23 protein-coding genes are annotated in these 25,719 nt (G+C 46.5%); 10 read left to right on the top strand and 13 right to left on the bottom strand.

The window, feature by feature from the left end; genetic code table 11:
- From trpD to LRP57_RS03610, 6 genes are all read right to left on the bottom strand, one after another.
- On the bottom strand, positions 1–1,053 hold the full coding sequence (trpD, locus tag LRP57_RS03585) for an anthranilate phosphoribosyltransferase (protein WP_231205152.1): 1,053 nt from the start codon (positions 1,051–1,053) through the stop codon (positions 1–3).
- Entirely contained in the window at positions 1,053–1,442 is a 390-nt protein-coding gene (locus LRP57_RS03590) for a hypothetical protein (RefSeq protein WP_231205243.1), read from the bottom strand. The genes trpD and LRP57_RS03590 overlap by 1 nt, the downstream gene beginning before the upstream one ends.
- 198 nt (positions 1,443–1,640) lie before the next feature.
- Complete coding sequence (locus tag LRP57_RS03595) at positions 1,641–2,621, bottom strand: FKBP-type peptidyl-prolyl cis-trans isomerase (RefSeq protein ID WP_231205153.1); 981 nt, start codon at positions 2,619–2,621, stop codon at positions 1,641–1,643.
- Between the two features lie 18 nt (positions 2,622–2,639).
- The gene (erpA, locus tag LRP57_RS03600; RefSeq protein WP_231205154.1) at positions 2,640–2,993 is read right to left on the bottom strand and encodes an iron-sulfur cluster insertion protein ErpA; all 354 of its coding nucleotides are present in this window, start codon (positions 2,991–2,993) and stop codon (positions 2,640–2,642) included.
- A gap of 119 nt (positions 2,994–3,112) precedes the next feature.
- A complete protein-coding gene (locus LRP57_RS03605) occupies positions 3,113–4,294 on the bottom strand; it encodes a glycerate kinase (RefSeq protein ID WP_231205155.1) in 1,182 nt (393 codons plus the stop codon).
- Positions 4,295–4,330: 36 nt separating this feature from the next.
- Positions 4,331–5,701, bottom strand: a complete 1,371-nt coding sequence (locus tag LRP57_RS03610; protein ID WP_231205156.1) for a dipeptidase — start codon at positions 5,699–5,701, stop codon at positions 4,331–4,333.
- Positions 5,702–5,777: 76 nt separating this feature from the next.
- On the opposite strand from LRP57_RS03610, the gene LRP57_RS03615 reads away from it, so the two are divergent.
- The 8 genes from LRP57_RS03615 (at position 5,778) to LRP57_RS03650 (ending at position 12,712) form a co-directional block, all read left to right on the top strand.
- Positions 5,778–6,404: a DUF3043 domain-containing protein gene (locus LRP57_RS03615; protein WP_231205157.1), complete on the top strand. Its 627-nt coding sequence runs from the start codon at positions 5,778–5,780 to the stop codon at positions 6,402–6,404.
- A 368-nt stretch (positions 6,405–6,772) separates the two neighbouring features.
- Positions 6,773–7,264: a hypothetical protein gene (locus LRP57_RS03620; protein ID WP_231205158.1), complete on the top strand. Its 492-nt coding sequence runs from the start codon at positions 6,773–6,775 to the stop codon at positions 7,262–7,264.
- Between the two features lie 69 nt (positions 7,265–7,333).
- On the top strand, positions 7,334–8,377 hold the full coding sequence (locus tag LRP57_RS03625) for a quinone-dependent dihydroorotate dehydrogenase (protein ID WP_231205159.1): 1,044 nt from the start codon (positions 7,334–7,336) through the stop codon (positions 8,375–8,377).
- A gap of 3 nt (positions 8,378–8,380) precedes the next feature.
- Complete coding sequence (locus tag LRP57_RS03630; RefSeq protein WP_231205160.1) at positions 8,381–9,274, top strand: TrmH family RNA methyltransferase; 894 nt, start codon at positions 8,381–8,383, stop codon at positions 9,272–9,274.
- A 300-nt stretch (positions 9,275–9,574) separates the two neighbouring features.
- Entirely contained in the window at positions 9,575–9,733 is a 159-nt protein-coding gene (locus LRP57_RS03635) for a hypothetical protein (RefSeq protein WP_231205161.1), read from the top strand.
- 107 nt (positions 9,734–9,840) lie between these two features.
- Complete coding sequence (locus LRP57_RS03640; protein ID WP_231205162.1) at positions 9,841–10,155, top strand: lactococcin 972 family bacteriocin; 315 nt, start codon at positions 9,841–9,843, stop codon at positions 10,153–10,155.
- 26 nt (positions 10,156–10,181) lie between these two features.
- Positions 10,182–12,077 (top strand): hypothetical protein, encoded by a 1,896-nt coding sequence (locus LRP57_RS03645; RefSeq protein ID WP_231205163.1) that lies wholly within the window; start codon positions 10,182–10,184, stop codon positions 12,075–12,077.
- Between the two features lie 2 nt (positions 12,078–12,079).
- The gene (locus LRP57_RS03650) at positions 12,080–12,712 is read left to right on the top strand and encodes an ATP-binding cassette domain-containing protein (protein ID WP_231205164.1); all 633 of its coding nucleotides are present in this window, start codon (positions 12,080–12,082) and stop codon (positions 12,710–12,712) included.
- A gap of 472 nt (positions 12,713–13,184) precedes the next feature.
- On the opposite strand, the gene LRP57_RS03655 is transcribed toward LRP57_RS03650, so the two are convergent.
- Both LRP57_RS03655 and LRP57_RS03660 read right to left on the bottom strand, forming a co-directional pair.
- A complete protein-coding gene (locus LRP57_RS03655) occupies positions 13,185–13,349 on the bottom strand; it encodes a methionine/alanine import family NSS transporter small subunit (RefSeq protein WP_231205165.1) in 165 nt (54 codons plus the stop codon).
- Positions 13,346–14,908 carry a sodium-dependent transporter gene (locus LRP57_RS03660; RefSeq protein ID WP_231205166.1) on the bottom strand — a complete coding sequence of 521 codons (1,563 nt, stop codon included), beginning with the start codon at positions 14,906–14,908 and terminating at the stop codon, positions 13,346–13,348. Before LRP57_RS03660 ends, LRP57_RS03655 begins: the two co-directional genes overlap by 4 nt.
- 404 nt (positions 14,909–15,312) lie before the next feature.
- On the opposite strand from LRP57_RS03660, the gene LRP57_RS08320 reads away from it, so the two are divergent.
- Together LRP57_RS08320 and LRP57_RS03670 are read left to right on the top strand one after the other, a co-directional pair.
- Positions 15,313–16,023, top strand: coding sequence for a LytR/AlgR family response regulator transcription factor (locus LRP57_RS08320; RefSeq protein ID WP_231205167.1), 711 nt, complete (start codon positions 15,313–15,315; stop codon positions 16,021–16,023).
- The gene (locus tag LRP57_RS03670) at positions 16,020–17,342 is read left to right on the top strand and encodes an ATP-binding protein (protein ID WP_231205168.1); all 1,323 of its coding nucleotides are present in this window, start codon (positions 16,020–16,022) and stop codon (positions 17,340–17,342) included. The genes LRP57_RS08320 and LRP57_RS03670 overlap by 4 nt, the downstream gene beginning before the upstream one ends.
- 37 nt (positions 17,343–17,379) lie before the next feature.
- Here the strand turns inward: LRP57_RS03670 and LRP57_RS03675 are convergent, their stop codons facing one another.
- The 5 genes from LRP57_RS03675 to LRP57_RS03695 form a co-directional block, all read right to left on the bottom strand.
- Positions 17,380–18,432: a glycosyltransferase family 2 protein gene (locus tag LRP57_RS03675; RefSeq protein WP_231205169.1), complete on the bottom strand. Its 1,053-nt coding sequence runs from the start codon at positions 18,430–18,432 to the stop codon at positions 17,380–17,382.
- 283 nt (positions 18,433–18,715) lie between these two features.
- Positions 18,716–19,360 (bottom strand): hypothetical protein, encoded by a 645-nt coding sequence (locus tag LRP57_RS03680; RefSeq protein WP_231205170.1) that lies wholly within the window; start codon positions 19,358–19,360, stop codon positions 18,716–18,718.
- 106 nt (positions 19,361–19,466) lie between these two features.
- Positions 19,467–21,914, bottom strand: coding sequence for a glycoside hydrolase family 3 C-terminal domain-containing protein (locus LRP57_RS03685; protein ID WP_231205171.1), 2,448 nt, complete (start codon positions 21,912–21,914; stop codon positions 19,467–19,469).
- Positions 21,915–22,200: 286 nt separating this feature from the next.
- Positions 22,201–25,134 carry a glycoside hydrolase family 3 N-terminal domain-containing protein gene (locus LRP57_RS03690; RefSeq protein WP_231205172.1) on the bottom strand — a complete coding sequence of 978 codons (2,934 nt, stop codon included), beginning with the start codon at positions 25,132–25,134 and terminating at the stop codon, positions 22,201–22,203.
- 155 nt (positions 25,135–25,289) lie between these two features.
- Positions 25,290–25,706 carry a hypothetical protein gene (locus LRP57_RS03695; RefSeq protein ID WP_231205173.1) on the bottom strand — a complete coding sequence of 139 codons (417 nt, stop codon included), beginning with the start codon at positions 25,704–25,706 and terminating at the stop codon, positions 25,290–25,292.
- Positions 25,707–25,719 lie beyond the last annotated feature (13 nt).

Here is a 25,719-nt window from a genome sequence, read left to right on the forward strand (position 1 = left end):
TTAGCTCTGAGTTGCTTGACTCCACTGGGTGATAAGCTCAGCAGCTTTCCCTGAAGCTAAAATAGCTTTCGCATATTCGAGGCCCGCGCCTAATCGTTGAATAATGTCACCGTTATCAGTGCCCACTGCTTCAGTTCGCCCATAAGCAAGCAAACCTGCAGCAACATTCAAAGCCACACTATCAACAATCGCGGGATGTCCTGAGCCAGCAAAGACTTCACGCGCCACAGCCGCATTATGCTCTGCACTTCCGCCACGTAAATCGTCGATGGTTGAGGGGCTAAGACCATAAGTAGCACACACATCAATTTCGTGGTGAGTAATACGCCCTTCCGATATCATCCAGATTTCATTGATATCTGCAGTAGATAGCTCATCAAGTCCTGTATTACGCCCTCGGAAAATGACAGCAGAAATTCCCCGTCCTGCGCACACGCCTGCCATCAGTTGCGCATTACGCGGATCAGAGCAACCAATGGCCATGCTTTGTGGTCGTACAGGATTTGTTAACGGACCTAAAAGATTGAAAATCGTTGGGAAAGCCAATGTTCGACGCACCGGAGCGGCGAAACGCATAGAAGGATGCACTTTATTGGCAAAAAGGAAAGCAATATTGTGTTCACGGAAAATACGGCATATATCTTCCGCTTCACGATCGACGCATACCCCTAATGCTTCAAGAACATCAGCTGCACCTGAAGCCGATGTGGAAGCACGATTACCGTGTTTTACCACAGGAACACCTGATGCCGCTAAAACAACAGCTGACATCGTAGAAATGTTGACGCTGCGATGCCCGTCGCCTCCTGTGCCAACGATATCTAAAACATCTGAAGGCAAATCATAGGTTCGCGCATGGTCACGCATAGCATCAGCACATCCACGCACCTCATCTACGCTCAATCCCTTTATACGTAAAGCTGTCAGGGCAGATGCTAAGCGAATATCTCCCAGTTCACCGGTCATCACCTGATTCATGAACCAGTAGGACTGTTCTTCTGTTAAATCGTGTCCTGAAATAAGATTCGTCGCAATGCTATCCCACGAAAGCATTAATTTTTCCTCAGCAAATCAGCAACTTTTTCTTGCAACTCAAGGGGGTCAATAGGTGCGCAGACAATAGCTGCAGCCCCAGCCCATGATGCTAACCATGAATCTTGTTGACGTGCCGTAATAAACAGAACCGGAGGAACATCTGCCAACGTATTGTGAAGTTCTTTCGCGATACCCATACCACCATGTTTATGAGCCTCCGCATCAAGAACAATGATACTGAAATCATGTTCTTTCACACTCTCAAGCACTCCGAAAGTTGTTGCCGCCTGGTGCCATGTAATACGAGGAGTATCCTTTGAGGCTCGAATACCAACACCTGTAATAACAGCTTCTCGCACATCAGCATCATCGCTAAAAACGAGTGCCTCAACTGTTGCTTCACTCACGGGAACTCCTTGACCTAGAGGGGCAAAACAGGGAGCTAAGCTCCGACTCATACATACCCATTCTAAACGTAGGCGGGCACATTCCCATAAGAATGTACCCACCTGTGGACATATTTACCGACTATTTAGGAATTACTTCCCAATGTCGAAATAGCCTCATATGCCCATGTCAGCTTTTAACAGCTTCATATGCAGCTATCAGGACGCGGCAGAAAGAGAAGCCACCACATCAACAACAAGTATTTGTGTAGACGGAGAAGCTGATTGAGAATCGTCTCCCGATTGGCCTTGTTGAGCGGAAATTGGCTGAGTCATCAACAAACGCGACCCTACCGTGTAGCCCACTAAACCATAAGCCGCGGCATCAACCGTGACAGGATGAGGTGGTTGCCATGTTCCATTAATGGAGTTTTCGTCACCATATGTTCCACCCATTCCGTGAATAATCACCGAATCGCCTGCGACGATTTCATGGCCAGCGCCTTTAGCTAAGGTGATAATTTTTGCTTCAGCAGGTGCCGGCGCGCCGGTAAAGGTAATTTTTGGTTCTTGACCAAGTTCCCCGCTTACTTCAATACCCTCAATGGTTTCACCGGTGAGACTTGCCCCTTTGAGAGCAGACAAATCACTGCCATTCACCGTATCAAGGATATCGACAACAAAAACCAAAGTGGAACCTGCAGGAATGGAATTTTGTGCTTGGTCACCATAAGCCCATTGAGCTGGAATCACCAATTCCACACGATCCCCCACATGTTGCGAAGCAAGGCCGTATTTCCAACCAGCAATCACACCATTCAAACTGAATGAAATGGGAGTATTCCGCATGAAAGAAGAGTCAAAGACCTTACCATCCCACAGGGTGCCTGTGTAATTCACACGTATCGTGTCATCGGCTCCTACCTCGGGACCATTTCCCTGATGCAGGGTTTTCACCCAGATTTTATCTGTAGGAGCATCACCGTTTCCTGCAGCAATCTGAGGATTTTGACCAAAATCGCCTGTGACATCAGGGAAATTACCTGTACCACTACGGTCAACCTCCGGCATATTTGCCGCAACTGACTGAGAACCTGATGCTGCTGTTTCGCTCGTACTAGAGCATCCTGCCAGTCCCATCGTCAGTACTACAGATAGAGTCAGTGTAAGTGCGAACCAGCGCTGAGTTGGTTTCTTCATGTGTATATGTCCTAGTGATTAGTGAAATGAGTCGCCGCATGCGCAGGTATTCGCAGCATTTGGATTGTCAATTGTGAAACCTTGACGTTCGATGGTATCGGCGAAGTCAATGGTAGATCCACTCAGATAAGGCACGCTCATACGATCAACGATCACTTCCACACCATCAAAATCACGTATTGCATCACCATCAAGGACGCGATCATCGAAATAAAGCTGGTAAATCAGGCCTGAACAGCCACCGGGCTGAACAGCAACACGTAAACGAAGGTCATCGCGGCCTTCTTGTTCAAGCAGGCTTTTAACTTTCGCCGCGGCCACATCAGTCAAGAGAACTTCATGACTTGGGGCTTGTGTATCTGTATTGGACATGTCGCTCCTTATACGCACATGGATACAATCCCATCACAATGAAACACATCCAGCCTAAGACTGTGATGGAAAGGCCGCCAATGATCCCATGCTTTTCTGGTCTAACAGTGAGTATTCCCTCATCTTGACAGCCATGTATGGGCAAGACGTAAGCCAGCATCATAAAGAGAAGCAAGGGCCTGGGATTTCAGGTGAAAAGGCGCATTGTCCTCATCAAAATCACCACTATCAGGAAGTTTTGTAGTGCTCTGATGCTCCGGTAAAAGCTGCGAAGAATCACTATCCCAAGTAAAGCTCGTATGTGGACGGGTAAGTATCACACCATGAATATCCCACTGGGCACGCTCGTAAGGGGCAAGTGAGGATTCCTCAGCAATTGCAACCACAGGTAAAGCTGCACGCGCACACTCAGCAGTAAAAGCAGGAAGCGGCGAGTGAGACAAAATCGGTGAATGTAGCTGTGGAGTCATCATGACAACAAGATCAGCACCATTCACATGTGTGTCAATCCCAAGGACACGTATGAGCGCTTCCCCTGTACCTCGTAAAGTCCCGCCGGTAGCAGCCACTACCGCCCCAATCCCACCTCCTGCACCTGAACCAGGTAATTCCGCAGGTGAGCGCATAATCTGAGAATCTGATTCACGTATTGATGTTGTACTGCGGCTAGTCCTTAATAGGTCCTCACTACGTGTCTGGAAGCTGTGTCGATACACTCGCCCAAGATCACGGAGAAAAGAAGGATCCATGTCCGTGATCGGCTCGCCTTCTGGACCGACTGCGCATACTGAGGATAGGCCAAGTAAAGGACGCTGCGTTGAAGCTGCCATGATGACATGACGTGACCGGATTAGGTGCCGCGCGTGTTCTAATGCTGTGAGGAAAAGCTCCTCATCTATATGATCGCTTGGCAGGGTAATGCCGGTAAGCCCACTCAGAAAAGAAGCTCCCCCATCTGGTCGCAGACGTTTATCAGCATGGTTGAGGGCAGACAAACTGTGAGGTACCCATTGTTGTTCTGATTCAATCAGAACATTTTCTCCACGAAGCAGAGCCTCTCGGACGCTTTTTCCGGCCTCATATGTGCTTTCACATGTGTCGTGATTGTGACGTATCAGTACCCAATTTTCAGGTAAATGATCGGCGCATAAGAGTGACACATGAGGACCAGACCCGAAAGGAAGGAGTTCCACCTGCACATCGAGGTGACGTGCACGCAGCGCTCGCCCTACGGCAGCTAAAGCATCCGTAGTTATAGGCTTATCGTGATATTCCCAGTGGCCTGCAACGATCACTTTCATGCGTGTGGCCTCTTTCTGTTTATTTTTCTGCGGTTTTTACGGCTTGTGTGCCAAATCGCGCAGAATAAGAGCTTCCGCAAGAATCGCGTGTTTAAGATCAGATAGGGACTGTGATTCGTCCTCAGAATGCGCATTTGTGAGGGGGTCCTCCACTCCCATAACCAGTACTTGAGCTTCTGGAAATTCTGATTGGAATTGGGAAATGAAAGGTATGGAACCTCCCACACCAATATTGACAGAAGGAACTGACCAGGCTTCCGTTAGGGCGCGATGGGCTAATTCAACAGCGGGAGCTTCAAGATCAGCTTGATAGCCGGGGCCGCATTCCACGTCACTGATTGTCACATGCGCACCAAATGGCATATGCGTTTCAATATGTGCGCGCAGAGCTTCCATTGCCTTTTCAGGTTCAATTCCTGGAACTGTGCGCATTGATAAGCGTAGGCGTGTCTTTGGCGCAATCGTATTGGAAGCCTCAGCGACACTGGTCGTATCCCATCCAATGACTGTGATTGATGGTTTTGTCCATACGCGTGCTGCTAAATCACCGGTGCCTGCAAGTTGTACGCCTTCAAGTATGCCGGCTGCTGCTCTGAATTCTTCCTCCGGCCAATCAACATCTGCTTTGTCAGATCCACCTAATCCTTTAATGCGCACATTTCCTGCTTCATCATAGAAAGAAGAAATCAGTAAAGAAGCGCAGGTGGTTGCATCCACCATAGGTCCACCAAACATGCCGGAGTGGACAGCATGTTCAGATACGGTCACTTCAAGTGTGCAGCAGCAGTTTCCGCGCAGGGTTGTTGTCAGAGCTGGTTCGCCTACTTTCCAGTTATCTGAGTCTGTCACGATGATGACATCTGCACGAAGTTCGTCGGCATAGGTATGTAAAAATGTGTCAAATGTGGGTGAGCCAAGTTCTTCTTCCCCTTCAATAAAGACGATGACATTCACGGGAAGGTCACGGGCAAGCAGATTTAAAGCTCCAAGGTGAACAACGATTCCTGCTCCGTCATCAGAACTTCCGCGACCGTATAGCCGATCCCCACGCACCTCAGCAGTAAAAGGTTCAAGACTCCATCGCTGCGGATCACCTGTAGGTTGAACGTCATGATGGGCATAAAGTAAAACAGTGGGGGCACCCTCAATATGTGGGCTACGGGCAAGGACGGCAGGTTTTCCTACGACGCCTTCTGGTGTGGTAACGGATTCAATACGTGCCTCTAAACCAATATCACTGAAAAGCTGCTGTACGTACTGGGCCGAACGATCAAGGTCTTGACTGTGTTGAGGTAGTGAGGACACTGAGGGGATGGCGATGAGATCAATCAGTGTCTGAACAAAAGTCGGGAAAGTTTCTTCTAAGCGCGCGCGCAGAGTATGTGTGGTCAGGTCGGTGTGTGTCATGTTCTTGACAGTTCCTTATATGCCCGTTTCTTTGATTGTTGTCTTCAGGACATATTCTATCCCTTAGAATACAAGAGTGTTCAGCCGTAAAGATTCACACAGAGAAACTGAAAATACTGCTTTAGTCCCCCCTGTTTCAGGGAAAAAAGGACGTCCGACCCCTTCACGTAAACAGGCCGAGTCCAAGCGTTTACGTCCGCTTGTTCCTGCCGATCGTAAGGCGGCTAAGCGTATTGCACGCGAAAAGCGTAATGAAGCGTATCAACGTGAGCAAGAAGCGCTCATTACTGGTGATGAACGCTATCTGCCGTGGCGGGATAAAGGGCGTGTACGTCGCTGGGTACGCGATTGGGTAGATGCACGTTGGTCATTATCTGAGTTCATTTTGCCTGTGATTTTATTGTTTATGGCAACGATGCTTGCTGTTTCTTTTTTCCCGCAGTACACAACGAATACTCAACTCGCTATTACGATTGCCACAGCTGTCACGTATGGACTTTTCGCCGTGTCTATTATTGAGGGCGTATTTGTGTGGCAGCGCTTGAAGAAGCGACTTATTCAGGCTTTCCCTGATGAAGAAATTCCTCGTGGAACCTGGTTTTATGCTTATTCACGCATGATTATGGCGCGCAGGTGGCGTTCTCCTCGCCCGCAGGTCAAGCGTGGCGAATACCCTCAAGTAAAGAAAGGGTCACGTCGCTGATAGTGCGGAGTCGTCATATTAACGTGATGTAATCACAGATTTTCACAGGAAGTACCGTTCAGTTGTGAGCGGTACTTCCCTTATATGAACGATACGAGCGTGTAGACACACTTTTGATCCTAGATCCTCTTATATTCCTTAGCCGATTCCTTACTCCCATTTTGCCTCCCCCTATCTCTGCCTGTTTACGATCTGTAATACACAGCTGCATGTCCCTTTTAGGTATTCGCCTATATTTTGTTTGTTTTTCTGTCCTTCACTTTTGTTATCCACAAGCAGATAAGTGACGCGCTGTCGTATCCACAATCTTTTTTCTTTTCGGAGCTTTCTTGGTTTTCCTACCGTATTTTCATAACAGGAGGGTAAATATGGGAATTTTCGGTCCTGAAAACTGGTTAGAAAAAAACGATATTTTAACAGTGTTAGCCCCTTGGCTTATCTGCGCAGATTCTTTACTACCGTGGCAGCAATTTCGTCTTTTGCCAGGGAAGCAAGCGGCAGAGCTTTCACAGCGCCTCCCTCAAAGGTATATGGCGACGCAACATCATCGGGCACCCCCACTTGGGAAAATACTGAATGTATCGGCGCAATACACCAATATTTTCCTTGGAGGTTACGTTATTCATTCCCCCATGCCGGATGAAAGTGTGCATGTCACTTCTATGACGCTGTGTTTACCCCAGTCATTTTTATCCTCACTTACCCACAAACAACAAGAAAAATATGACGATGTATGGTTTCACATATGCGCTTACAGTGGTTTTCCTGTTTTCATGTATTCGCATATTCCCGATGAAATCACTACCCATACACATTCTCACCACAAGGAGGTGCGCATATGGAATATATGGTGGGATTAAAATATCAACACCTATATGTTCTTTGAGGCGAAATAGTCACATGTCTTTTTGACAGGTACTCTTATATACATGTTGAGTGCTGCATATTCGTGGTTGTTCCGTACTTTTATTCATAAAACAGATCCTGAATACGCTCATCATCATGGGCTTGGAGCAATTGGTTATGCTGGTAAATTATTACCAACCCGCCGTCTTATGCGTGCCACATTAGGGTATATGCCCACACACAAACGACAAGCAGGCCGTGTTATTACCATCGGTAATCGTATTGTTTCTGGCCGTTTGGGATTGGCAGCAGGTATGGATAAGAATGCTCAAGCCGTCCTTGGTATGACAGCTCTCGGATTTGCTTTCGTTGAAATAGGAACAATTACTCCCCAGCCTCAACCCGGTAATGAAGCACCACGTTTATGGCGCCTCATGGACCATCACGGCCTACGTAATCGTATGGGTTTTAATAACGAAGGGGCACATGCCGCTGCTCAACGATTACGTGAACTGCGTTCCACACGCGAAGGACGTCAGGCAATTGTTGGCGCGAACATCGGCAAGAATAAAATAACACCTGAAGAAGATGCCGCTCAGGATTACCAGACCTGTGCTCGTATTCTTTCTCCATGGGTTGATTTCATTGTCGTTAATGTTTCCTCCCCCAATACCCCCGGCCTACGTAACCTCCAAGCTGTTGAGCATTTACGCCCCATTGTGGAAGCAACTCAGCATGGATGCACTGAAGGAACGACAAGAGATATTCCAATATTCGTCAAAATTGCGCCTGACTTAGATGACGAGGACATCATCGCAATCGCCCAACTCACACGGCAAATGCACCTAGCAGGTGTTGTTGCAACAAATACAACAATTGCTCATGATTTAGGCGATGGCGGTGTTTCTGGAAAACCACTGAAAGAACGAGCACTTGAAGTAGTACGCTTACTTGCTTTGCATCTAAGTGATGACCAAATCCTCATTGGTACAGGTGGCATTTTTACCCCTGATGATGCTCTCGACATGCTGGCCTGCGGCGCAGATCTCGTGGAGGCCTTTACTGCTTTTGTTTTCCAAGGCCCATCATGGCCTGGCATGATGAACCGCGCACTTGCACATTACTAAGCCATGTTTATTACGCTTCATGCTGATTCTTTGCATAATTCCGCACAGGAAATACAAGATTTTCTGGCAGATTACACGTCGCTGACAGATGTGAAATTACGTTCACGTCTTGAACCAGAACGCGGCCTTTACATGGCTGAGTCAACAAATGTCATTACTCGTGCTATCGCTGCAGGACATCATCCTCGCTCATTCCTGATGGCACATAGATGGATTGAGACGCTCACCCCAGTCATATATAAAGCAACTGGCAGTAAAGACGGTGGCGATATTCCTGTTTTTGTTGCAGAAGAAAACGTACTTGAAATGCTCACAGGTTTTCATCTGCATCGCGGTGCGCTTGCTGCCATGCATCGACCTGAACTGCCCTCAGTCAGTGAACTCCTCTCATCTGGCCTTCGTACTGCAACAAAACCTGCTCAACGTATTGTGATCCTCGAAAACCTTGTCGATCATACGAATGTGGGAGCGATTTTCCGCAGTGCTGCAGCCTTAAATATGGATGCTGTTCTTGTCACACCTTCATGTGCAGATCCGCTGTACCGTCGTTCTGTTCGCGTGTCTATGGGAACGGTGTTCCAAGTCCCATGGACTCGGCTGACACATTGGCCCCATCCCACTATCACTGAATTACATTCCCTTGGGTTTACTGTTGCCGCACTTGCTTTGTCGGAAAAATCTTTATCTCTGGATGATTTTATTACCTCTCCGGCGTGCTGTGATCCTCATGCGAGATTAGCTCTAGTTATGGGAACTGAAGGTGATGGTTTAGCACAATCTACCATTGCCGCATGTGATGAGGTCGTGAAAATACCGATGGCTGGCGGAGTTGATTCCTTAAATGTCGCTTCAGCCTCCGCTGTTGCTTTCTGGGCGACACGACATGTAGGCACATGAGTTAGGATCGCTTTCCTTTTCTCATCGACACGTATAGAGTATTTTGGCTCATTGGCCAAGGGGGGGGGGGTCGGACTCAGTTTGTGTCGAGTTTTTGCTTGGACATTTCGTGTTGGTTTTTGTGCTGTTTGACCGCTGTTCTTGCGGTTAAGTCGGTGTTGGAGTCGGCTTGAATTGAGAGATGGGGAATCCTCGATGCAAGATCTGCGGTGCAGTAACACAAAAATGGGGTAAGACCACTGCTGGTATGACCACATGAACGGCCAAGCCACCCCCACGCCCGCTCCTACTCTAAAGCTTGTGGGTAAGAACCTGGACGACCTTGCCCGTGAAGTCATTAACGGTGCGTGGAGTAACGGTGAAGAACACCATGCTCACCTAAACGCCACCGGATACAACTACGACATGGTGCAAACCCGAGTCAACGCCAAACTCGGATACTCATTCGTCGTTCAGTAAAACTTACATCGATTTGACATTTTCTGTTGCATGCGCTTTAGCTATTCGATATATTGAAAATATGTAAAGCATTGGGGCTTTACGCATTGGAGTCTCAGGAGAATATCATGAAGCTTCCAAAGAAAGCTATCGGAGTTGTTGCGTCTGCAACAATGTTACTTGGGATGAGCGCTGGGGCTGCATTCGCTGAAGATCTGTTCGGTGGCGATTGGTACTACGGCACAAATTACGCAACTGGTAACGCGAGCTCGTCTTACTATCATGGCTCACGGTGGCACTGGACATCCATTGGAACGAGTTCTGGGAAATATGAGCGTTCCAACGCCTCTGCAGGTAACACTGCTTCAACTTGGCTGTGGCGCACTCCTGGTTCTTCCGTGACCTTTAAAGCTGGAACTTCATCTCAGTCGGCTACTCGTTAAGTGAGTATGGATGAGGAAGTGATGCGATGATGCGACGTTTGGTGGTTTTCTGCGGTGTAGTACTGGGAGCCTTAGCTACTTGTATTGGTTTTTTGCAAGCCATTCAGGAAGAAAGCGTATTGCCCTTGAACACTTCAGACGTTGGTTTCATTAACTTCCAGCTTTCTGATATTCCACCTGCTGCCGTAGATGAGCAACTCCAAGAGGTTTCTTCACGGCAGTGGGTGGAAATCTTTCAGCTATCTGGCACTACAGGCATTAAAACTGTAAAAATTATTGCTCGAGGGTTTCCGCAGCCCACTCAGCTAAGCTCTATCACTTGGGTGAATCCCAGTAAAACTGGAGTCCTCCTACCCTCTGCTAATGCTACGGATATTCCACCTTCAGGCGTATATGCACTGAAAGGAACTAAAGAAAATATCGCTGGCTTTAAGCAATGGTTAACTTCTCATGGTGCCGTGCATACTTGGGAACAGTACTCGAGTTTAGAATTACTGCTACTTCCTTTGGCTTACCAAGGGGTGATAGCAGTAGTGTTGGTCACTGCACTACTTACTTCAATCATTATTATCGGCTGGTTTATTTCTAAACGACGCTCTCAAGTAGTGCGGATGCTTAACGGTTATAGCAACCGTCAGATTGTTATGCGAGATTTGTGGGATCTTATTTTCCCGCTTTTCAGCACTTGCGCATTAAGTAGTATATGCACAGCGATAGTCATATCGTTCTTTAGTGGCCGCATTCTACCTGTGCTTGTAACTGCAGGTATAATTCTGATCGTTATTGCTGCACTGATTGCGGTTTTCAGTCTTATTGTTGCTGTGTTGTCTAGAGTGAAGATTAGTGAGTTCGCACAGCGTAAGCCACTACCTCTCTCCTTCAGTATTGTTAGTTTCCTGCTACGTATGGCTGTGTTGCTACTGGTATTTACAACTATTCCGCTTACTTTTTATGCTGCGCAGGTTGCTCAGTCAAACTATGTTGCTGCACAAAAAGCTAGTGAGTACTCTGACCTATATACTGCGAACTTTGGAGGTATTGTAGACGAGAACCGGGATTGGAATGCTCATGTAGAAGACTTTGCTAAACTCGTTACCCAGTTAGAAAATGAGCATAAAATTTTCTACGCGAAGCTCTATCCCGAAGAATCTAACGCAATTAGCGGAATCGGCGTTGATTCAGTGGTGGTGTATAACGAAGATGCCTTCAACCTTTTCTATGCTGATCAAACCGCTGATTTACGTGAAGTACCCGCGTCGTCTCTTTCTGCACAAACGCTATCTTCCCTCGGATTATCGGCAGGGGATTTGCGTGTTTTCCTGCCAGAAGAATCCCAAGCGGTTATCGGCGTGCGTGGCACCGGACTGTTCCAGGTCGCTGAAAACCCCGTTATCATCGTGTTACCACAGGTAAGTAAGGTACATAACGGAGATTTGTTGATGAGTCACGCGACTACCGGCGCGGTAATTTTTACTGATTCAGATAATCTTTTGAAGTCTACTTCGCAGATTGGGTTGAATCTAACCTTTGATAATATTCGCGATAAGAATGCCGTTTATGCTTCAGATCAACGCTTAGCCTATCAAGTGTCACTCTTTACGTTGGGTACGCTAATTGTTTCATTTCTCGCGTCAATCTTTATTTCCGCCCTGATATATGCAAACAGACGCAGGCGTGCTCTGTTTCCCCGTTATCTCAACGGAGCCAGCTGGACGATACTCTTCCGAGTTCCACTGGTAACTGACTTCCTTGGTTTAGTACTCGCACTCACGTTATCGCTAGTAATTGCATATGCCCTAAGCGTTAACCAACCTGCGTTTCTTATAGCAACTGTGATAGTTTTCGCTCTTATTTCTTTTTTCATTTATCGCCGTACTATACGTAAAGCCATGCTTTCCTTAGCCATTAGAAAGGTGGACTAATAATGGGGTTAGAAGCTAATGACCTATCAATGAAAATTGGGGCGCGCACCCTATTTCAAGGTGTTTCCCTGCAATGCCCTAAAGGAAACAGCTTGGCAATAGTCGGTGAATCAGGAGTCGGTAAAACCACTTTACTTAATATTCTCGCTCTAATACTTCCCACGCATTCGGGAACCATCTCATTTGACGGAGTTGAAGCGCAAGCATGGAACGAACGAAAAATCCGAAAATTCTGGAAGGAAAAAGTTTCGTTTATTCTGCAAGACGCTGGACTAGATGACAGTGAAACCGTTGCCTACAACATCACGCTTAAACACGGACTCCCATGGCGTCATACACAGCAGGAAGCATACGCAGCAGCCCAGCAAGTGGGGCTTGCAGACCGTTTAGAATCACAAATCGTGGAACTAAGCGGTGGCGAGCAACGCCGCGTAGCTATTGCCCGCGCGATCTATAAACAAGCAGACTATCTATTCGCTGACGAACCGACCGCCTCACTAGACGACACCAACCGACAACTAGTGCAAGACCTACTTTTAGAACAGGTAGCAAAAGGAGCCACAGTTATTATCGCAACACATGACTTAACACTAGCCGCCGCCTGCGATCAGACCTATACACTCACGAAAATCTAAACACCTATCCCAAATACTTGTGCTAACCAGACTTCTGTTATTAGACATGTAAACTGCGCTTGAAGCCATAATAAGCGTCTAAAGAAAGTGCCATGACACATATAAGTTTCGGCAACGGGGATGAACACCAACACCACCTGGCCAATCTATATGACCAAGTCCAGGCAGGCGTCAACGCCAAACTCGGATACTAACCCTAGCAATGCCTAGCCTTTTGAGGCTCCACGCTAGCCTTCTTCCCATCCGCGGGAATGAGGGAAGGCGTGGAACCTCTTTTTATTTCCCCAACGAAGGGGATTATAAAACCTGTGGTCTCAAGGCCTTACTGACTTATTGTCCCTTTCGTACTAAAAATAAGGAATAAATATAGACCTGTGCCTGCACCAGAATTTACATGTCATTCTGATGCAGGCACAGTGTTAATCACAGCAGTTTCACCATCAGTGAGCAGAAGGTGTCTTGCGGCAAGAACCTAGCACGTAACCTCACGTGGAACCTGAGATTCTTCGAAGTCCCAAGAAAGATCATGATCTTCTTCAGGTAAAGGAATGACGCGCAAAAGTACGATAGAAGCAACAAGACCTCCCCATACTAAAAGCATTGTCACTACCATCATTACAATAGCAGGAGCAGTCATTGTGAAACCCCCTCAGTCATCATTTCTCCGTCATTTACTGCATGTTTTGGCTTCTGATGTTTCCACGGTGCCAAAGTGAAAAGGATCGAGGCAATAACGCAGAGCGCCACGCATCCCCAACCAAATGTGAGGACATACCACGATGGGTATTCACCGTAACCACGACTAATGTAATCCACGATTGCCATAAACATCATGACAGCTAAAACAACGGGACAAAGAACACCTACGAGGAAATCCCAGATCGCTGGCACTTTCACAGAGGAAACCTTATTCAAATGCTCGCGTAGTGCGCGCATACGGCCTCCAAGGAGCGCTGCAAAAAGAGTCATGACAATTGCTGAACCTACTACACCGATATTGTTAATAAAAGCATCAACAACATCCAAGGTATTCAGACCTGATGTTGTACCAAAGAGGACCAGTGAAACAACCATTGCGGGAATACCCATAATCATTGCGGCCGTCTTTGGCGCAAAACCAAATTTGTCTTGTAAAGCACCACTGACCACTTGCAGTAAGGATAGTAAAGATGTGACTCCCGCCAAAACTAAGGAAGTGAAGAAAAGAACACCAAATAATGGGCCGCCCGGCATCATGGAGATGATTTGTGGGAATGTCACGAAAGACAAAATAGGACCACTTAAACCTTGTAGTTCAGAAACTCCAACACCTTGTTTGTAGGCCATGAAACCCAGTGCACTGAATACACCGATACCTGCCAAGATTTCAAATGAGGAGTTAGCGAAACCTGCAACCAAACCCGTACCTGTCAGGTTAGAACGCGGCTTCAGGTAGGAAGCGTAAGTAAGCATGATGCCGAAAGCAATCGACAGTGAATAGAAAATCTGAGCGAATGCTGCTAGCCACACGTGCGGGTCAGATAATGCGCTCCATTTTGGTGTGAAGAAAGCGTTGAGTCCTTCTAACGCTCCCGGCAGGAATAATGCGCGTATCACTAAAACAAGGAAAAGGATGACCAACAAAGGCAAGAAAATACGGTTCGCCATCTCAACACCTCGTGAGATACCCATTCCCACAATCAGCAATACGAGTATCCATACGAGAGCAAGAGGGATAGCAACCGCTGCCACCGGAGAAAAAGAAAGGCTATCTGCGGAAGAAACCTGTAGGTAGTCACTGACAAAGAAAGATTTGGCGTCATCTCCCCACGCTTCATTCACTGAGTAAATAGCGTACTGAGCTGCCCACGCGATAACGGCAGCATAGTAGGTGAAAATGACAAAACAAATCATTACTTGGAACCAACCGATAAATTCTCCGGCTGCTCCAATGCGGCGCAGTGCCCACGGTGGTGTTCCACGGAATTTATGGCCTATTGCGTAGTCCAAACAAAGAAATGGAATACCGACCAGTAAAAGTGCTACGAGGTAGGGCACAAGGAAAGCGCCGCCACCGTTTTCGTAGGCAACCCCAGGAAATCGCCAAATATTACCCAGACCAATTGCGGAACCAATAGCAGCAAGAAGAAAACCTGTTTGTCCTGTCCAGGTCTCACGTTTTTTCGCTGGTGATACCGGCATAGCCGAATCTGTCATGAAGATACCTCCTTTTAAGCTGAGGAAAACAGTATCCATATACCACATTATGAATAAAAAATGACCATATAATGAACAAGATCGAGGAAAACCGCAAAATATCAAGCAGAAATAAGGATTATTCACCCACAGCGACATCCCCTATTCAGTAACATTTCATACTCACCACATCCCTTTCCCACACACTCGTCAACAGGCACTATGCAGCAGCCTCACAAGTACATGACAGATGAAGGTATAAACCTGGAAAGTCCTTGAAAAGATTCAAATATTATTCCCCTTACTAGCACAGGAAAATATGCTTCTTCTGCGACCTGCTTCACCCCATCTAGCAGTGGGCATTCGCATATATTTCGCGGGATAATTCCTCATATCGAATAGCAGAAGAAAAGGACAGCAATTCCGTGATTCGTATTGGAATCGTCGAAGATGAGGCAGTATCACGCCGCCTGTTGTGTGACTATGTAGCCCGCTATCAAAAAGAGTACGACATCGCCTGTGAAGTCTCGACTTTCCACGATGGTGCCGCTATCAGCGCAGGATACAAACCGATATACGACATTATTTTCCTTGACATTCAAATGGAACATATGGATGGCCTTACAGCAGCACGTCACATTCGTTCACTGGATCAACAAGTTGTCCTCGTATTCATTACCTCAGCACCGCAATATGCTATTCGAGGCTATGAAGTAAATGCTTTGTCCTACCTATTAAAACCTCTGCCCTGGTTTGCTTTTGAGCAAGAACTTACCCGCTGTATTGCCACAGTCCGTAAACGTGCTTCCAGTTCACTACTCGTCCAATCAGGAACAAATATTCAACGTATCGCTATTAAAGACATTATTTACATTGAATCAATTAAACATCGTCTCGACATTTACACAATTGACGGAAAACTTTCAATGGTAGGCGCACTCAAAGATATGGAAACACAGCTTACCCCTCATGATTTTTTCCGCTCAAATTCATGCTATTTAGTAAATTTGGCTCGCGTTCAAGGAGTAAAAGACCAAAGTTGTTTTATGACTGGCGGAATTGAACTACGTATTTCACGTCCACGGAAAAAAGCTTTCCTCACAGCCCTTACACAGTACGCGGGAGGAATCCGATGATATTTCAACAACTGCCTGATATTCCGCGTCTCTATACAGCGTGCGCTGAATGGAGTGCCTGCGCATTGTATGCATTACTTTTCTGGGATACCCGAATTCCTCGGCGCCACACTGTCACGGCATTACTCCTTGGACTTCCCTTATTAATATTCATACAATTTATCGCCGGAAAAGCACCTATTGAACTATGGATACCGGGCATGTTGGCTGCCATTATCACAATGGCATGTATCATTTGGATGGCTACTGGAGAAAACTGGGTTTTTATCGGGCACCTTACAACCCGCGCTTTCGTTTTCGCAGAACTTGTTGCTTCTTTTTCTTGGCACCTAGTGGTCTGGTCCCTAAGGGATGACTCCCCCACACACCCCTCTGTTATTTTTCTCAGTATTCTCATTCACGCAGTTGTTATCACTATCGTATGGTTCAGCGAAAAACGCCATTTCCCCCGCGAAGAACCCACTCGATTGCTCGGTGTCGATCTATGGTCAGCAATTGCTATCACCGCAATAACATTTGCAATGTCAAATCTATCTTTTATAACTGTGACAACACCTTTTTCTGGACGTGCAGGAAGTGAAATCTTTTATATTCGCACCCTTGTTGATCTCTGTGGTTTTATTTTGCTATACGCACAACAAGAACGCTTACGTCAGATCACAGTTACCAGCGAATTAGCTACCATGAATGCTGTTCTTCATGCTCAGCACACTCAGTACTTACAGGCAAAAGCAAATATTGAGGCAGCTGCACGTGTACGCCATGATATGAAGCATCAAATTGCTTTAATTCGAGATGAAGTAGATTCAGACCGCACTCACGTATACCTCAGTGAATTAGAACGTACAGTCGGTGCTTTACGACAGCAATACCATTGCGGTAACCCTGTACTTGATGTGATCCTCACATCGAAAGCAGATTCATGCGCTGCTTCCGATATTACTTTTACAGCAGTTGTTGACGGCACTTTAGTATCAAATATGACAGCTATGGATATTGCTACCCTTTTCGGTAATGCCCTGGATAACGCTATTGAAGCATCAATGCGAGTTGAAGCACCCGAACAACGACTGATTAATGTCGCTTTACATTCCCAGGGAACGATGGTTGTTTTACGAGTCGATAACTGGTTCGACGGTCATGTGGAAGTTGACGAAGCCGGTGACCTCCGCACCGTCAAAAACGATAACTCACTACACGGATACGGTATTCGTTCTATCCGATGGACAGCACATAAATACGGTGGTGAAGTCACCACTCATATCAAGAACCACTGGTTTACCTTGACAGTCCTCTTACCATCAACAATTCAAGAATAAGGACATAAAAGCACGCAGACGCATAGCCAACGAAAATCTAGTTAAAACCAATGAAAGAACGGGCAACCTTATAACCAGCTGTAATGACTCGCTGCCCTGCCCGACCTGGCAAGGTAATAAGACATCCCAGTAAATCAGCCCGCACGGCACGAGATGCTTGCGGATTACGCTCAGCTAATTCACGCCACAAACGTTCTTTCGTTTCTAGATGTTCTGGGGTTCCAGAAAGCAGCAACATCACAGTACATGCCGCACAGTTAATCCTCAGATAATGCACCATATACCGGTAGAGATTCGCAGGTACATCCGCAGGATTTGGCATTGCCTCAACCATTGCGAGATTTACACGGAGTAGCTGGTCAATACGTGTAATCATGACAGATTCATTGACTGACTGATCATCGCGTCCAATGAAATAACGGTACAAATCCACATCAAGGTATCGAATTGTACGAACCAGAGGTAAAGGAGTGTGACTATACAGGTAGTCCACATAGAAAGTATGTTCTGGCAAAATTAGACCAGACTCACGAACCAAATCTGTTCGTAATATCAACGAATGCATCATCAAATATTGGTCATAGCGACATGGACGCATATCATCCCACGTGATTACACGCCCCTGAGGAAGCACATTACGGAATTTAATAACAGCTTTATGCGCACGTCCTTGCTTCTCATAGACGTAATTGGTGACCAGCAGATCAAGGATTTGACCATTTTCCCTGTCTGTACGAAGTGTACGTAAAACTTCCTGCATAGCGGCACGATCCACCCAGTCATCTGAATCAACCACTTTCAGATGTGTTCCACGGGCATGAGCGATACCAGCATTTAAGGCGCCACCGTGTCCAGCATTTTTCTGATGAATTGCTCGAACACGGCCAGGGTGTTGCGCTGCCCATTGGTCCGCGATACGTGCTGTTTCATCAGTTGAACCGTCATTGACTATCAGTACCTCTACTTCATCCCCATACCCCACTAAGGACTGCATGGCACGACCTAAGTAGTCCTGAGAATTGTAAGAAGGAACAATCACACTTAAAAGAGGACGATCATCGTACTCGGATATTTGAGCGTTCTTTTGCATAGTCACCTCTTTATACTGCCTGACTTAGACAACAATGACAATAGAAACATTCGTTTACGTATAACCCTCATATGAATTGAGCCGATCAAAAGATCTCACAAGCATCTGATACTTTTCTGATGAAAGTATTAAAATACAGGATTTTTCCATTATTCTGCAGCATATCTTTACCTCTATTCGTTCTTTTTCATAAGAAACACAGGATACGGCCTCAAGAAATACGCGCGCCCTCCCCTACCATTAAAATTTAATGATATGAAGGAGGGCAGGTTAGAGGATTTATTCAGGAGCTCATAGAATCTGCTGTCACAACAGGTGTTTTGATTTTTTCAGCAGATTCTTCTGGCACCTGACGAAAAATCACCTTAAAAATCGGGAAGAATACCCAGAAAGAAATCGCCGAGTTAATAATCATCGTGAGAACGTCAGCAATAACCTGCCCCATTCCCATCCCGAAAGAGCTCTGGAAGAAAGAATAAATAGGGGCTTTATACACCACTTGTAAAGCTGCAGCTAAAATTGTGATCGCCACATATGCAATCGCGTACCACATGGCTGCTTTCCACACGGATGAATTTGACTTAAAAGTAATATTTCGTTGAGCAAAGAAGTTAATAACCTGTGCAATAAGTAAAGTAATCTGCACGGCAAGAAAATAGGCTAAGCCACCGCCAAATCCTTCTGGAGTTACCGGACCTGCCGCATAATCAAACATGTAAACGACAACCCCATTACTCATACCGATAGGTAAAAATTGGAAAGCTGTATCTACAAGTGCCGTTTTACCGAAAACCCACTTAAAAACGGGCATAAGTATAAGCTGAAGAAGCGTTACCCCATTTGAAAGGATAAAAAACACGATAAATTGAGAACTTGTCACGTGTTTTTCTGCAAAAGAATTCCATTTTTCAGCAAGTCCGCGAAACATTTTTATCTCTTTCACTTTTAAGTTCTGACATTGAGAGAATAAGTGACACAATTTTGACAGCAATGAAATTATTCGTTGATTCATCGAATGCGCCACAGGATTTTATTCATGAGGCTGCAGATGCGTGACCAGCTTCGCTACGTGTCACAGCTTCATCAATGGCCCGTTGAGTCTGACGATTTTGCCTGCGTGTTCTCACGATTTCACGAATTAAATGCCCAAGTCCTCGGAAAGTACGTCCATTAACACATTCCACAATTGCATCAACTGCTTGCGTGGAAATCAGGCCCTTACTCATTTTCCCCATTGCCCGAAAAGGCATATTTGTCAGGAATAAAATATTCAGATCAGGTTTTCCTGTGGCATCCGCTTGTGCTTTTTTCTTTTCAAGCATACGGCCTGCACAACGCGCAACCCAGCTACGGGAATAAACCATATTCGACAGCGGATCATTTACAGTCAACACTGTTGCTTTTTGATGCTGAGGCACAGGATATCCTAGGAGCTTTGCCACATCTGCATCGCTTAGGTCACGTACATGGCCTGTTTGATACGGCACAGGAATCGCTTCATACCCTTCAGCACTATTGTCATCTTGTGATGCGACATCCCACGTAGCGTTCAAAACCAAATCTGCAATATTATTCCCAATGCTCACAGTCCATCGGCCACTTTCAACCTGCCATTTGTGGTGAGCGCGATCAAAATGACGGAATGTGTACTGGTCAAAAGGAATAAAAACCTCTGTGCTTTCGCCAGCTTCAAGTCTGACTTTCGCAAAGCCTTTCAGTTCACGCCTTGGTCCCCATACTTTCCCCGGACGAGCAACATACATTTGTGGAACACACACACCTGCACGATCAGATGTATTCGTCACTGTGAAACGAACGCCCTCAGATGCCAGAACAATATCTGAGTATTCCCACGTTGCATACGACAGGCCATAACCAAAAGGGAAAGCAACAGGAACTTCAGCGGTATCAAAATAACGGTAGCCCACATACGGACCTTCACGGTACACAGAAAAAGGTTCATGTGAAGGGACAAAACCACAAGTCGGATGATCCTCTAAACGCAATGGCCATGTTTGCGATAGACGTCCTGACGGCTCAGCATGCCCCATCAGAATATCCCATGCAGCACTTGCGCCGGCTTGCCCTGATAAACATGTATGAACCAATGCCTGAGTAAATGTCAGCCATGAGGTTTCAACAACTGATCCTGCTGAAAGCACAACAACAATACGATCATTGATACTCGCTAAAGATTCAAGCAAAGTGCGTTGAACTTGCGGGATCTGCAGATGTTGACGATCAAGCCCTTCAGACTCAGAAAGCTCATCTAAACCTAAAGCCAGCACAACCACATCAGCACGAGCAGCTAATTCGCATGCTTCACTTATAAGATCTGGCCGCGGTTTGCCTAAACGATCGTATCCTTGTGCATAACCCACAACATGCACATCAGCATTTGTCGCTGTATCACACAGGCTTTCCAGCTGAGTCGGATTGATCTGCGAGGAACCCGAACCCTGATAACGCGGATTTTGTGCCATATCACCAATAATCGCAACACGAGTACCGGAAGCCAGAGGCAAAATACCGTTATTTCGCATCAGAACAATAGATTCGCGTGCCACTTGACGGGCAAGCTCATGGTGAGCCTCACGATTATATGTGGGACGTTCTTCATGCGAATGAGCCGAACGTGCAATAGCAATTACTTCAGCAACACGAGCACGCACATCGGCTTCACTTATCTCACCGGCTTCAACTGCTGCAAGGATTTCACGCACAGAATGAAGGCCCGGAGCCGGCATTTCTAAAGACCCACCAGCCCTTACCGCTGCAGAAGCTGAATTAGAACCACCCCAGTCGGAAACAACCATCCCATCAAAACCCCATTCATTCCTGAGGATATCAGTAAGTAAATGAGCGTTTTCATGCGCATATGTCCCATTAATTTTATTGTAGGAAGACATGAGGGCACGAGGATGCGATTCACGGACAATAATTTCAAAAGCGGTTAAATAAATTTCACGCATAGTACGTTCATCAAGAACAGAATCAGAAGCTTGACGACGTAATTCCTGTGAATTCACCGCAAAATGTTTCGGCGTGGCGGCAACTCCTTGCGATTGAATACCCCTCACCATACCAGCAGCCATTTTCCCTGATAAATAGGGATCTTCAGAGTAATACTCAAAATTTCGCCCGCATAAAGGAGAACGAGCAATATTAAGACCTGGCCCTAAAAGAACATCCACTCCCAATGATCGCGCTTCTGCTCCTAATGCTTCACCCATAGACTCAGCAAGCTCCGGGTCCCATGAATGGGCCACTGTTGCAGCTGTAGGAAAACATGTGGCAGGTTCAGCAGCAGCGATCCCTAAGTGATCGCCTGACCCTAGCTGTCGCCTGACCCCGTGAGGCCCATCTGACATAACGAATGAAGGAATACCTCGTTTGGGAAGCGCTCGGGAATCCCACTCTGAAGTACCGGAAAGTAAAGCGGCAGCTTCAATAAGTGTGAGCGTCTCAGCTGTGGCCTTCACGATTACCTCCTAGGGCTCCTTTGCCGACACTGCTGATAAAAACAGCGATCTTTCAACTTCTATCCAAGCCGCACATTCACGCTTATGCCATTGCAACGACATAATTTGTCACTTTTCATCCATGTTTTACATCGTTACGGATGTAATCACGTGTATATGCACGACACAAAGGTATATATGCGAGGTATATGCACAAAGATCCTCTTGTGCATCCAACAAAAACTGTGAGGGCAAGGACCTAATAGATCCTCACCCTCACAGTGCGATATGCCGAGCGCCAGTCAGACTAGTTCTGTACTGCTGTTTCCACGCTCACTGTCGCCGCGCTGTGCTTACGACAGCGACGCAACAGGCCATAGGCACCTAGCACAATAATGACTGCGCATAGACCTGTTACACCCCACTGAATGTACTTCCACGTTGGGGGCGTGTATGACACGGTTGCTCCCGGCGCTTGTCCGTCCATAGCATTTGAATTTACTACAGCAAAGAGGATGTTCTTTGTTGCGTGACGGATATTCGAGACAGCATGAGCTGAGGTAGTATCTGCAAAACTCTTGGAGGGAGCAAAAGCCAGAGTCAAATCTGTACCAGCTTCAATACTTTGGTCCGGACTCATATAGCTATTTAAGTTAAAGTCCGAGATCGCAAAGCCTTCAAAACCCCATTCTCCACGTAAAACATCAGTCATTAAAGCCTTATTACCGCCTGCCCACGTCGCACCAATACGGTTATATGAGCTCATAACAGCAGTAGCACCGACGGTCATTTCTGAGCGTGTCCCTTGCTTATCAGAAATGTATGTGACGGGCATTTTGACTTCTTTAATAGCCATTTCAAATGGTTTGAGGTAGAGTTCGCGGATCGCTTGCTCATTCGCCCAAACTGCGACACCGTTATTACTGCGGTTAGTTTCCTGGTCATTTAACGCAAAGTGTTTGAGTGTTGTGTACAGACCTTTCGTTGCTGCGCCTTGTGAGGTTGCAGCAGCCATCGCACCAGACAAGTATGGGTCTTCTGAGTAATACTCAAAGTTACGGCCGGCAAAAGGACTGCGGTGCAGGTTCATAGCAGGCGCATACCAACCGGACACCTTCTTCAACAAGGATTCATTCCCCATCATCACACCCATATCCTGTGCAAGTTTCACATTCCATGTTTGTGCAATCGTGAATTCTGAAGGGTACGCAGGGCCATTAACAGAGGAATTAATGAATGACGAGAAGCCTGCTGGCCCGTCAAGATCCACCGCCTTTGGTTTTGCAATCGAAGGTAAAGCCGCTGAAGTATAGGCCCCATTAAGCAACATACTTGTCATATCTGACACATGCAGCGAATCAAGGAGTTCATCCCACTTTGGGTCCTCATAGGACAAACCGCGCAAATCCACTAACGTCAAATCGGTTTTTGCTCCAGTTTTCGGCATAGATGCTTTGGAGGAATCAGCAACAGCTTTATGGTCCCACACGGCAAAACCTTGACGTGCAGCTTCGCTTGCGTGCAGGAGGTCGCCTTCAGGTGCTTGAGGGAAAGTACCAGCGAAATCAGCACGTGACATATTCACGATCTTTCCGCTGTGTGAAGCCTCATCAGTAAATTGTGAAGAAACATCATCAAAACGATTTGTTGCAGCAGTTTTATCATGTGAACGAGGGTTCTTGTCATCGTAAATGATAGTGTCCTTGACCGTGTAGGTCACAGGTTCAGTACCGGGAGCAACAGTATGTGAATTGGTGCGTACACTCAGGGTGTACTCTCCTGCTTCAAGAACATATGCGTGAGCGTTCTTGTAGTCATAGGAGGCCATGTCCTCTGCACGCATAGTCAGTGTAACGGTTTGTGAGGAACCGGCAGCGATCAGATCTGTTTTAGCGAAAGCACCAAGAACGACCTCAGGTTTTTCAATTCCGCCACGAGTGTATGGGGCGGTGTAGTACAGTTCTACGACCTCTTTACCAGGAATATTTCCTGTATTCGTTACTTCCACATCAACTGAAAGAGTGCCATCGGTATTTTCTGTGTGAGTGCCAACAATTTTCCAGTCAAAGTTGGTGTAGCTCAGACCGTAACCAAATGGGTAAACAACCGCTTGATCGTAGTTGATGAATTGTTCCGCGGCAGCAGTTTCCCAGTAGCGGTAGCCAACATAGATACCTTCTTGATAATTCACAAAAGGCGCAGTATCAGATACTTTCGCATTTGAAGCCACAGAGCTCAGCACATTGGACGGATAGGAAACTTTCAGATCATCATAAGCAAAGTGACCGAAGTTCACGTATGTCGGATCTTGCGTAAAGTCTGCTGCCCAGATATCAGTTGTACGACCAGATGGGTTAATTTCACCACTCAAAACTTTGCCCACTGCGTTAAAACCTGACAGGCCAGGTGAACCGATCAGTAAAACTGCGTCAATTGCAGGGTCATTTTGTATAGGAGCCATTTCAATAGGTGTTGAAGCATTCACGACAACAACAACCGTGTCAAAGTGTTCTTTTGCCAGGTTAAGTAGGTCCAGTTCGTCTTTATTCAGCTCAAGTTGGTGCTGACCTGGAGTGTAGTTGTCATCCCAGCCATTCATGTCGCGTGTGAGGTCACCACCTTCACCACCGCCACGGCCGATGTACACCAGTGCCGCATCTTTATAGTCAGCAAAAGTGGATTGAATGGCTTCATACTGCGTAACAGGAAGCTCCCCAATGTTGTAGGAGGAGATTTCTGGTTTATCCATTTCGATTACCGCGCGACGGTTGGCTTTCGCATATTCGGCAATGGTTTGGTAAGCCACTTCATTCACGCTGAAACCAGAGTTTTCAAGCCCTGCTCGCGCATTAACAGCTGAGGTTGTGTCCACTGATCCAGAACCGGAGCCGCCATAGATGGGGTCTACTGCTGCACGACCCAGCATGGTTACGTGCGCTCCAGCTTTTAACGGTAACGCTGAAGATACGTTCTTCGCCAGGACAATACCCTCACCTGCTATATCTTCGATGAGTTGAGCGGCAGCTTTTTCGTGTTCTTCAGTGCTCGCATAGTCAGCAGTGTAGTAGGAAGTATCCCATGTTTTCCCTTGCTCACTATTGTTCACTGTATAGGTTCCTGCACCAAGGACACCTTCAATCCACTTATCAAAAATACCAATAGCTATATTAGCAATGATGACAAAGACAGTAAAGACTGCGAGAATCGGCACCCAGATTGCCAAGAACTTTTTATTTGTCATCGGCTTTTTTATCCTTGCTGCGCCCACCGGCCCAACTCCTCGATTAAAAATTCGTATAAGTTAAAATATGGTAGTGGCTCAGAGCCACCGATCGGCGGCTCTGAGCTGTCCCCCACAGATCTGCCCCCGGATAGGAGCAGACGTCTTTGTGATTATTACTTGGTTTTCTCCGAGATTTTGCCATCTTGGTCAATCTGCCAAGTCTTTTGTGATTCTTTAGCAACTGCGCCAATCACATACTTGCCACCATTAATTTCCACAATAGAGGTTGTGAGTTTTTCTGTGGCATCTGAGTAGGCGTAAGGAACAACAAGCATTCCGTATTTTTCGGTGGGCTTATCCACGTCATTCGCCAAGTAAATCTGTGTGAGTTCAGGCTTAGAAGCCAAGGTATCTTTCACAGTCTGCAGCGCCTTTTCCAGGTCAGCTTTCGTTGCTGAATCTTCACCGCTTGCAGCTGATGCAGAGGCGCCTGACTGTGTGGAGGAGCTGCTAGAACATGCAGCAAGACCAATGCCCATGGTGACAACAAGTGAGGCTGCCAGCGTGATACGAAGAAGTGAGTTTTTCATGTTTTTCCTTCCG

The organism is Schaalia sp. lx-260, from assembly GCF_021083645.1.
Classification (GTDB): Bacteria; Actinomycetota; Actinomycetes; order Actinomycetales; family Actinomycetaceae; genus Pauljensenia.

Coding starts and splice junctions, on each gene's coding strand:
- LRP57_RS03630 (WP_231205160.1), top strand. CDS start 8,381: ATGTTTATTACGCTTCATGCTGATTCTTTGCATAATTCCGCACAGGAA.
- erpA (WP_231205154.1), bottom strand. CDS start 2,993: ATGTCCAATACAGATACACAAGCCCCAAGTCATGAAGTTCTCTTGACT.
- LRP57_RS03660 (WP_231205166.1), bottom strand. CDS start 14,908: ATGACAGATTCGGCTATGCCGGTATCACCAGCGAAAAAACGTGAGACC.
- LRP57_RS03645 (WP_231205163.1), top strand. CDS start 10,182: ATGATGCGACGTTTGGTGGTTTTCTGCGGTGTAGTACTGGGAGCCTTA.
- trpD (WP_231205152.1), bottom strand. CDS start 1,053: ATGCTTTCGTGGGATAGCATTGCGACGAATCTTATTTCAGGACACGAT.
- LRP57_RS03655 (WP_231205165.1), bottom strand. CDS start 13,349: ATGACTGCTCCTGCTATTGTAATGATGGTAGTGACAATGCTTTTAGTA.
- LRP57_RS03595 (WP_231205153.1), bottom strand. CDS start 2,621: ATGAAGAAACCAACTCAGCGCTGGTTCGCACTTACACTGACTCTATCT.
- LRP57_RS03640 (WP_231205162.1), top strand. CDS start 9,841: ATGAAGCTTCCAAAGAAAGCTATCGGAGTTGTTGCGTCTGCAACAATG.
- LRP57_RS03680 (WP_231205170.1), bottom strand. CDS start 19,360: ATGTTTCGCGGACTTGCTGAAAAATGGAATTCTTTTGCAGAAAAACAC.
- LRP57_RS03605 (WP_231205155.1), bottom strand. CDS start 4,294: ATGAAAGTGATCGTTGCAGGCCACTGGGAATATCACGATAAGCCTATA.
- LRP57_RS03620 (WP_231205158.1), top strand. CDS start 6,773: ATGGGAATTTTCGGTCCTGAAAACTGGTTAGAAAAAAACGATATTTTA.
- LRP57_RS03625 (WP_231205159.1), top strand. CDS start 7,334: ATGTTGAGTGCTGCATATTCGTGGTTGTTCCGTACTTTTATTCATAAA.
- LRP57_RS03695 (WP_231205173.1), bottom strand. CDS start 25,706: ATGAAAAACTCACTTCTTCGTATCACGCTGGCAGCCTCACTTGTTGTC.
- LRP57_RS03650 (WP_231205164.1), top strand. CDS start 12,080: ATGGGGTTAGAAGCTAATGACCTATCAATGAAAATTGGGGCGCGCACC.
- LRP57_RS03670 (WP_231205168.1), top strand. CDS start 16,020: ATGATATTTCAACAACTGCCTGATATTCCGCGTCTCTATACAGCGTGC.
- LRP57_RS03675 (WP_231205169.1), bottom strand. CDS start 18,432: ATGCAAAAGAACGCTCAAATATCCGAGTACGATGATCGTCCTCTTTTA.
- LRP57_RS03610 (WP_231205156.1), bottom strand. CDS start 5,701: ATGACACACACCGACCTGACCACACATACTCTGCGCGCGCGCTTAGAA.
- LRP57_RS03690 (WP_231205172.1), bottom strand. CDS start 25,134: ATGACAAATAAAAAGTTCTTGGCAATCTGGGTGCCGATTCTCGCAGTC.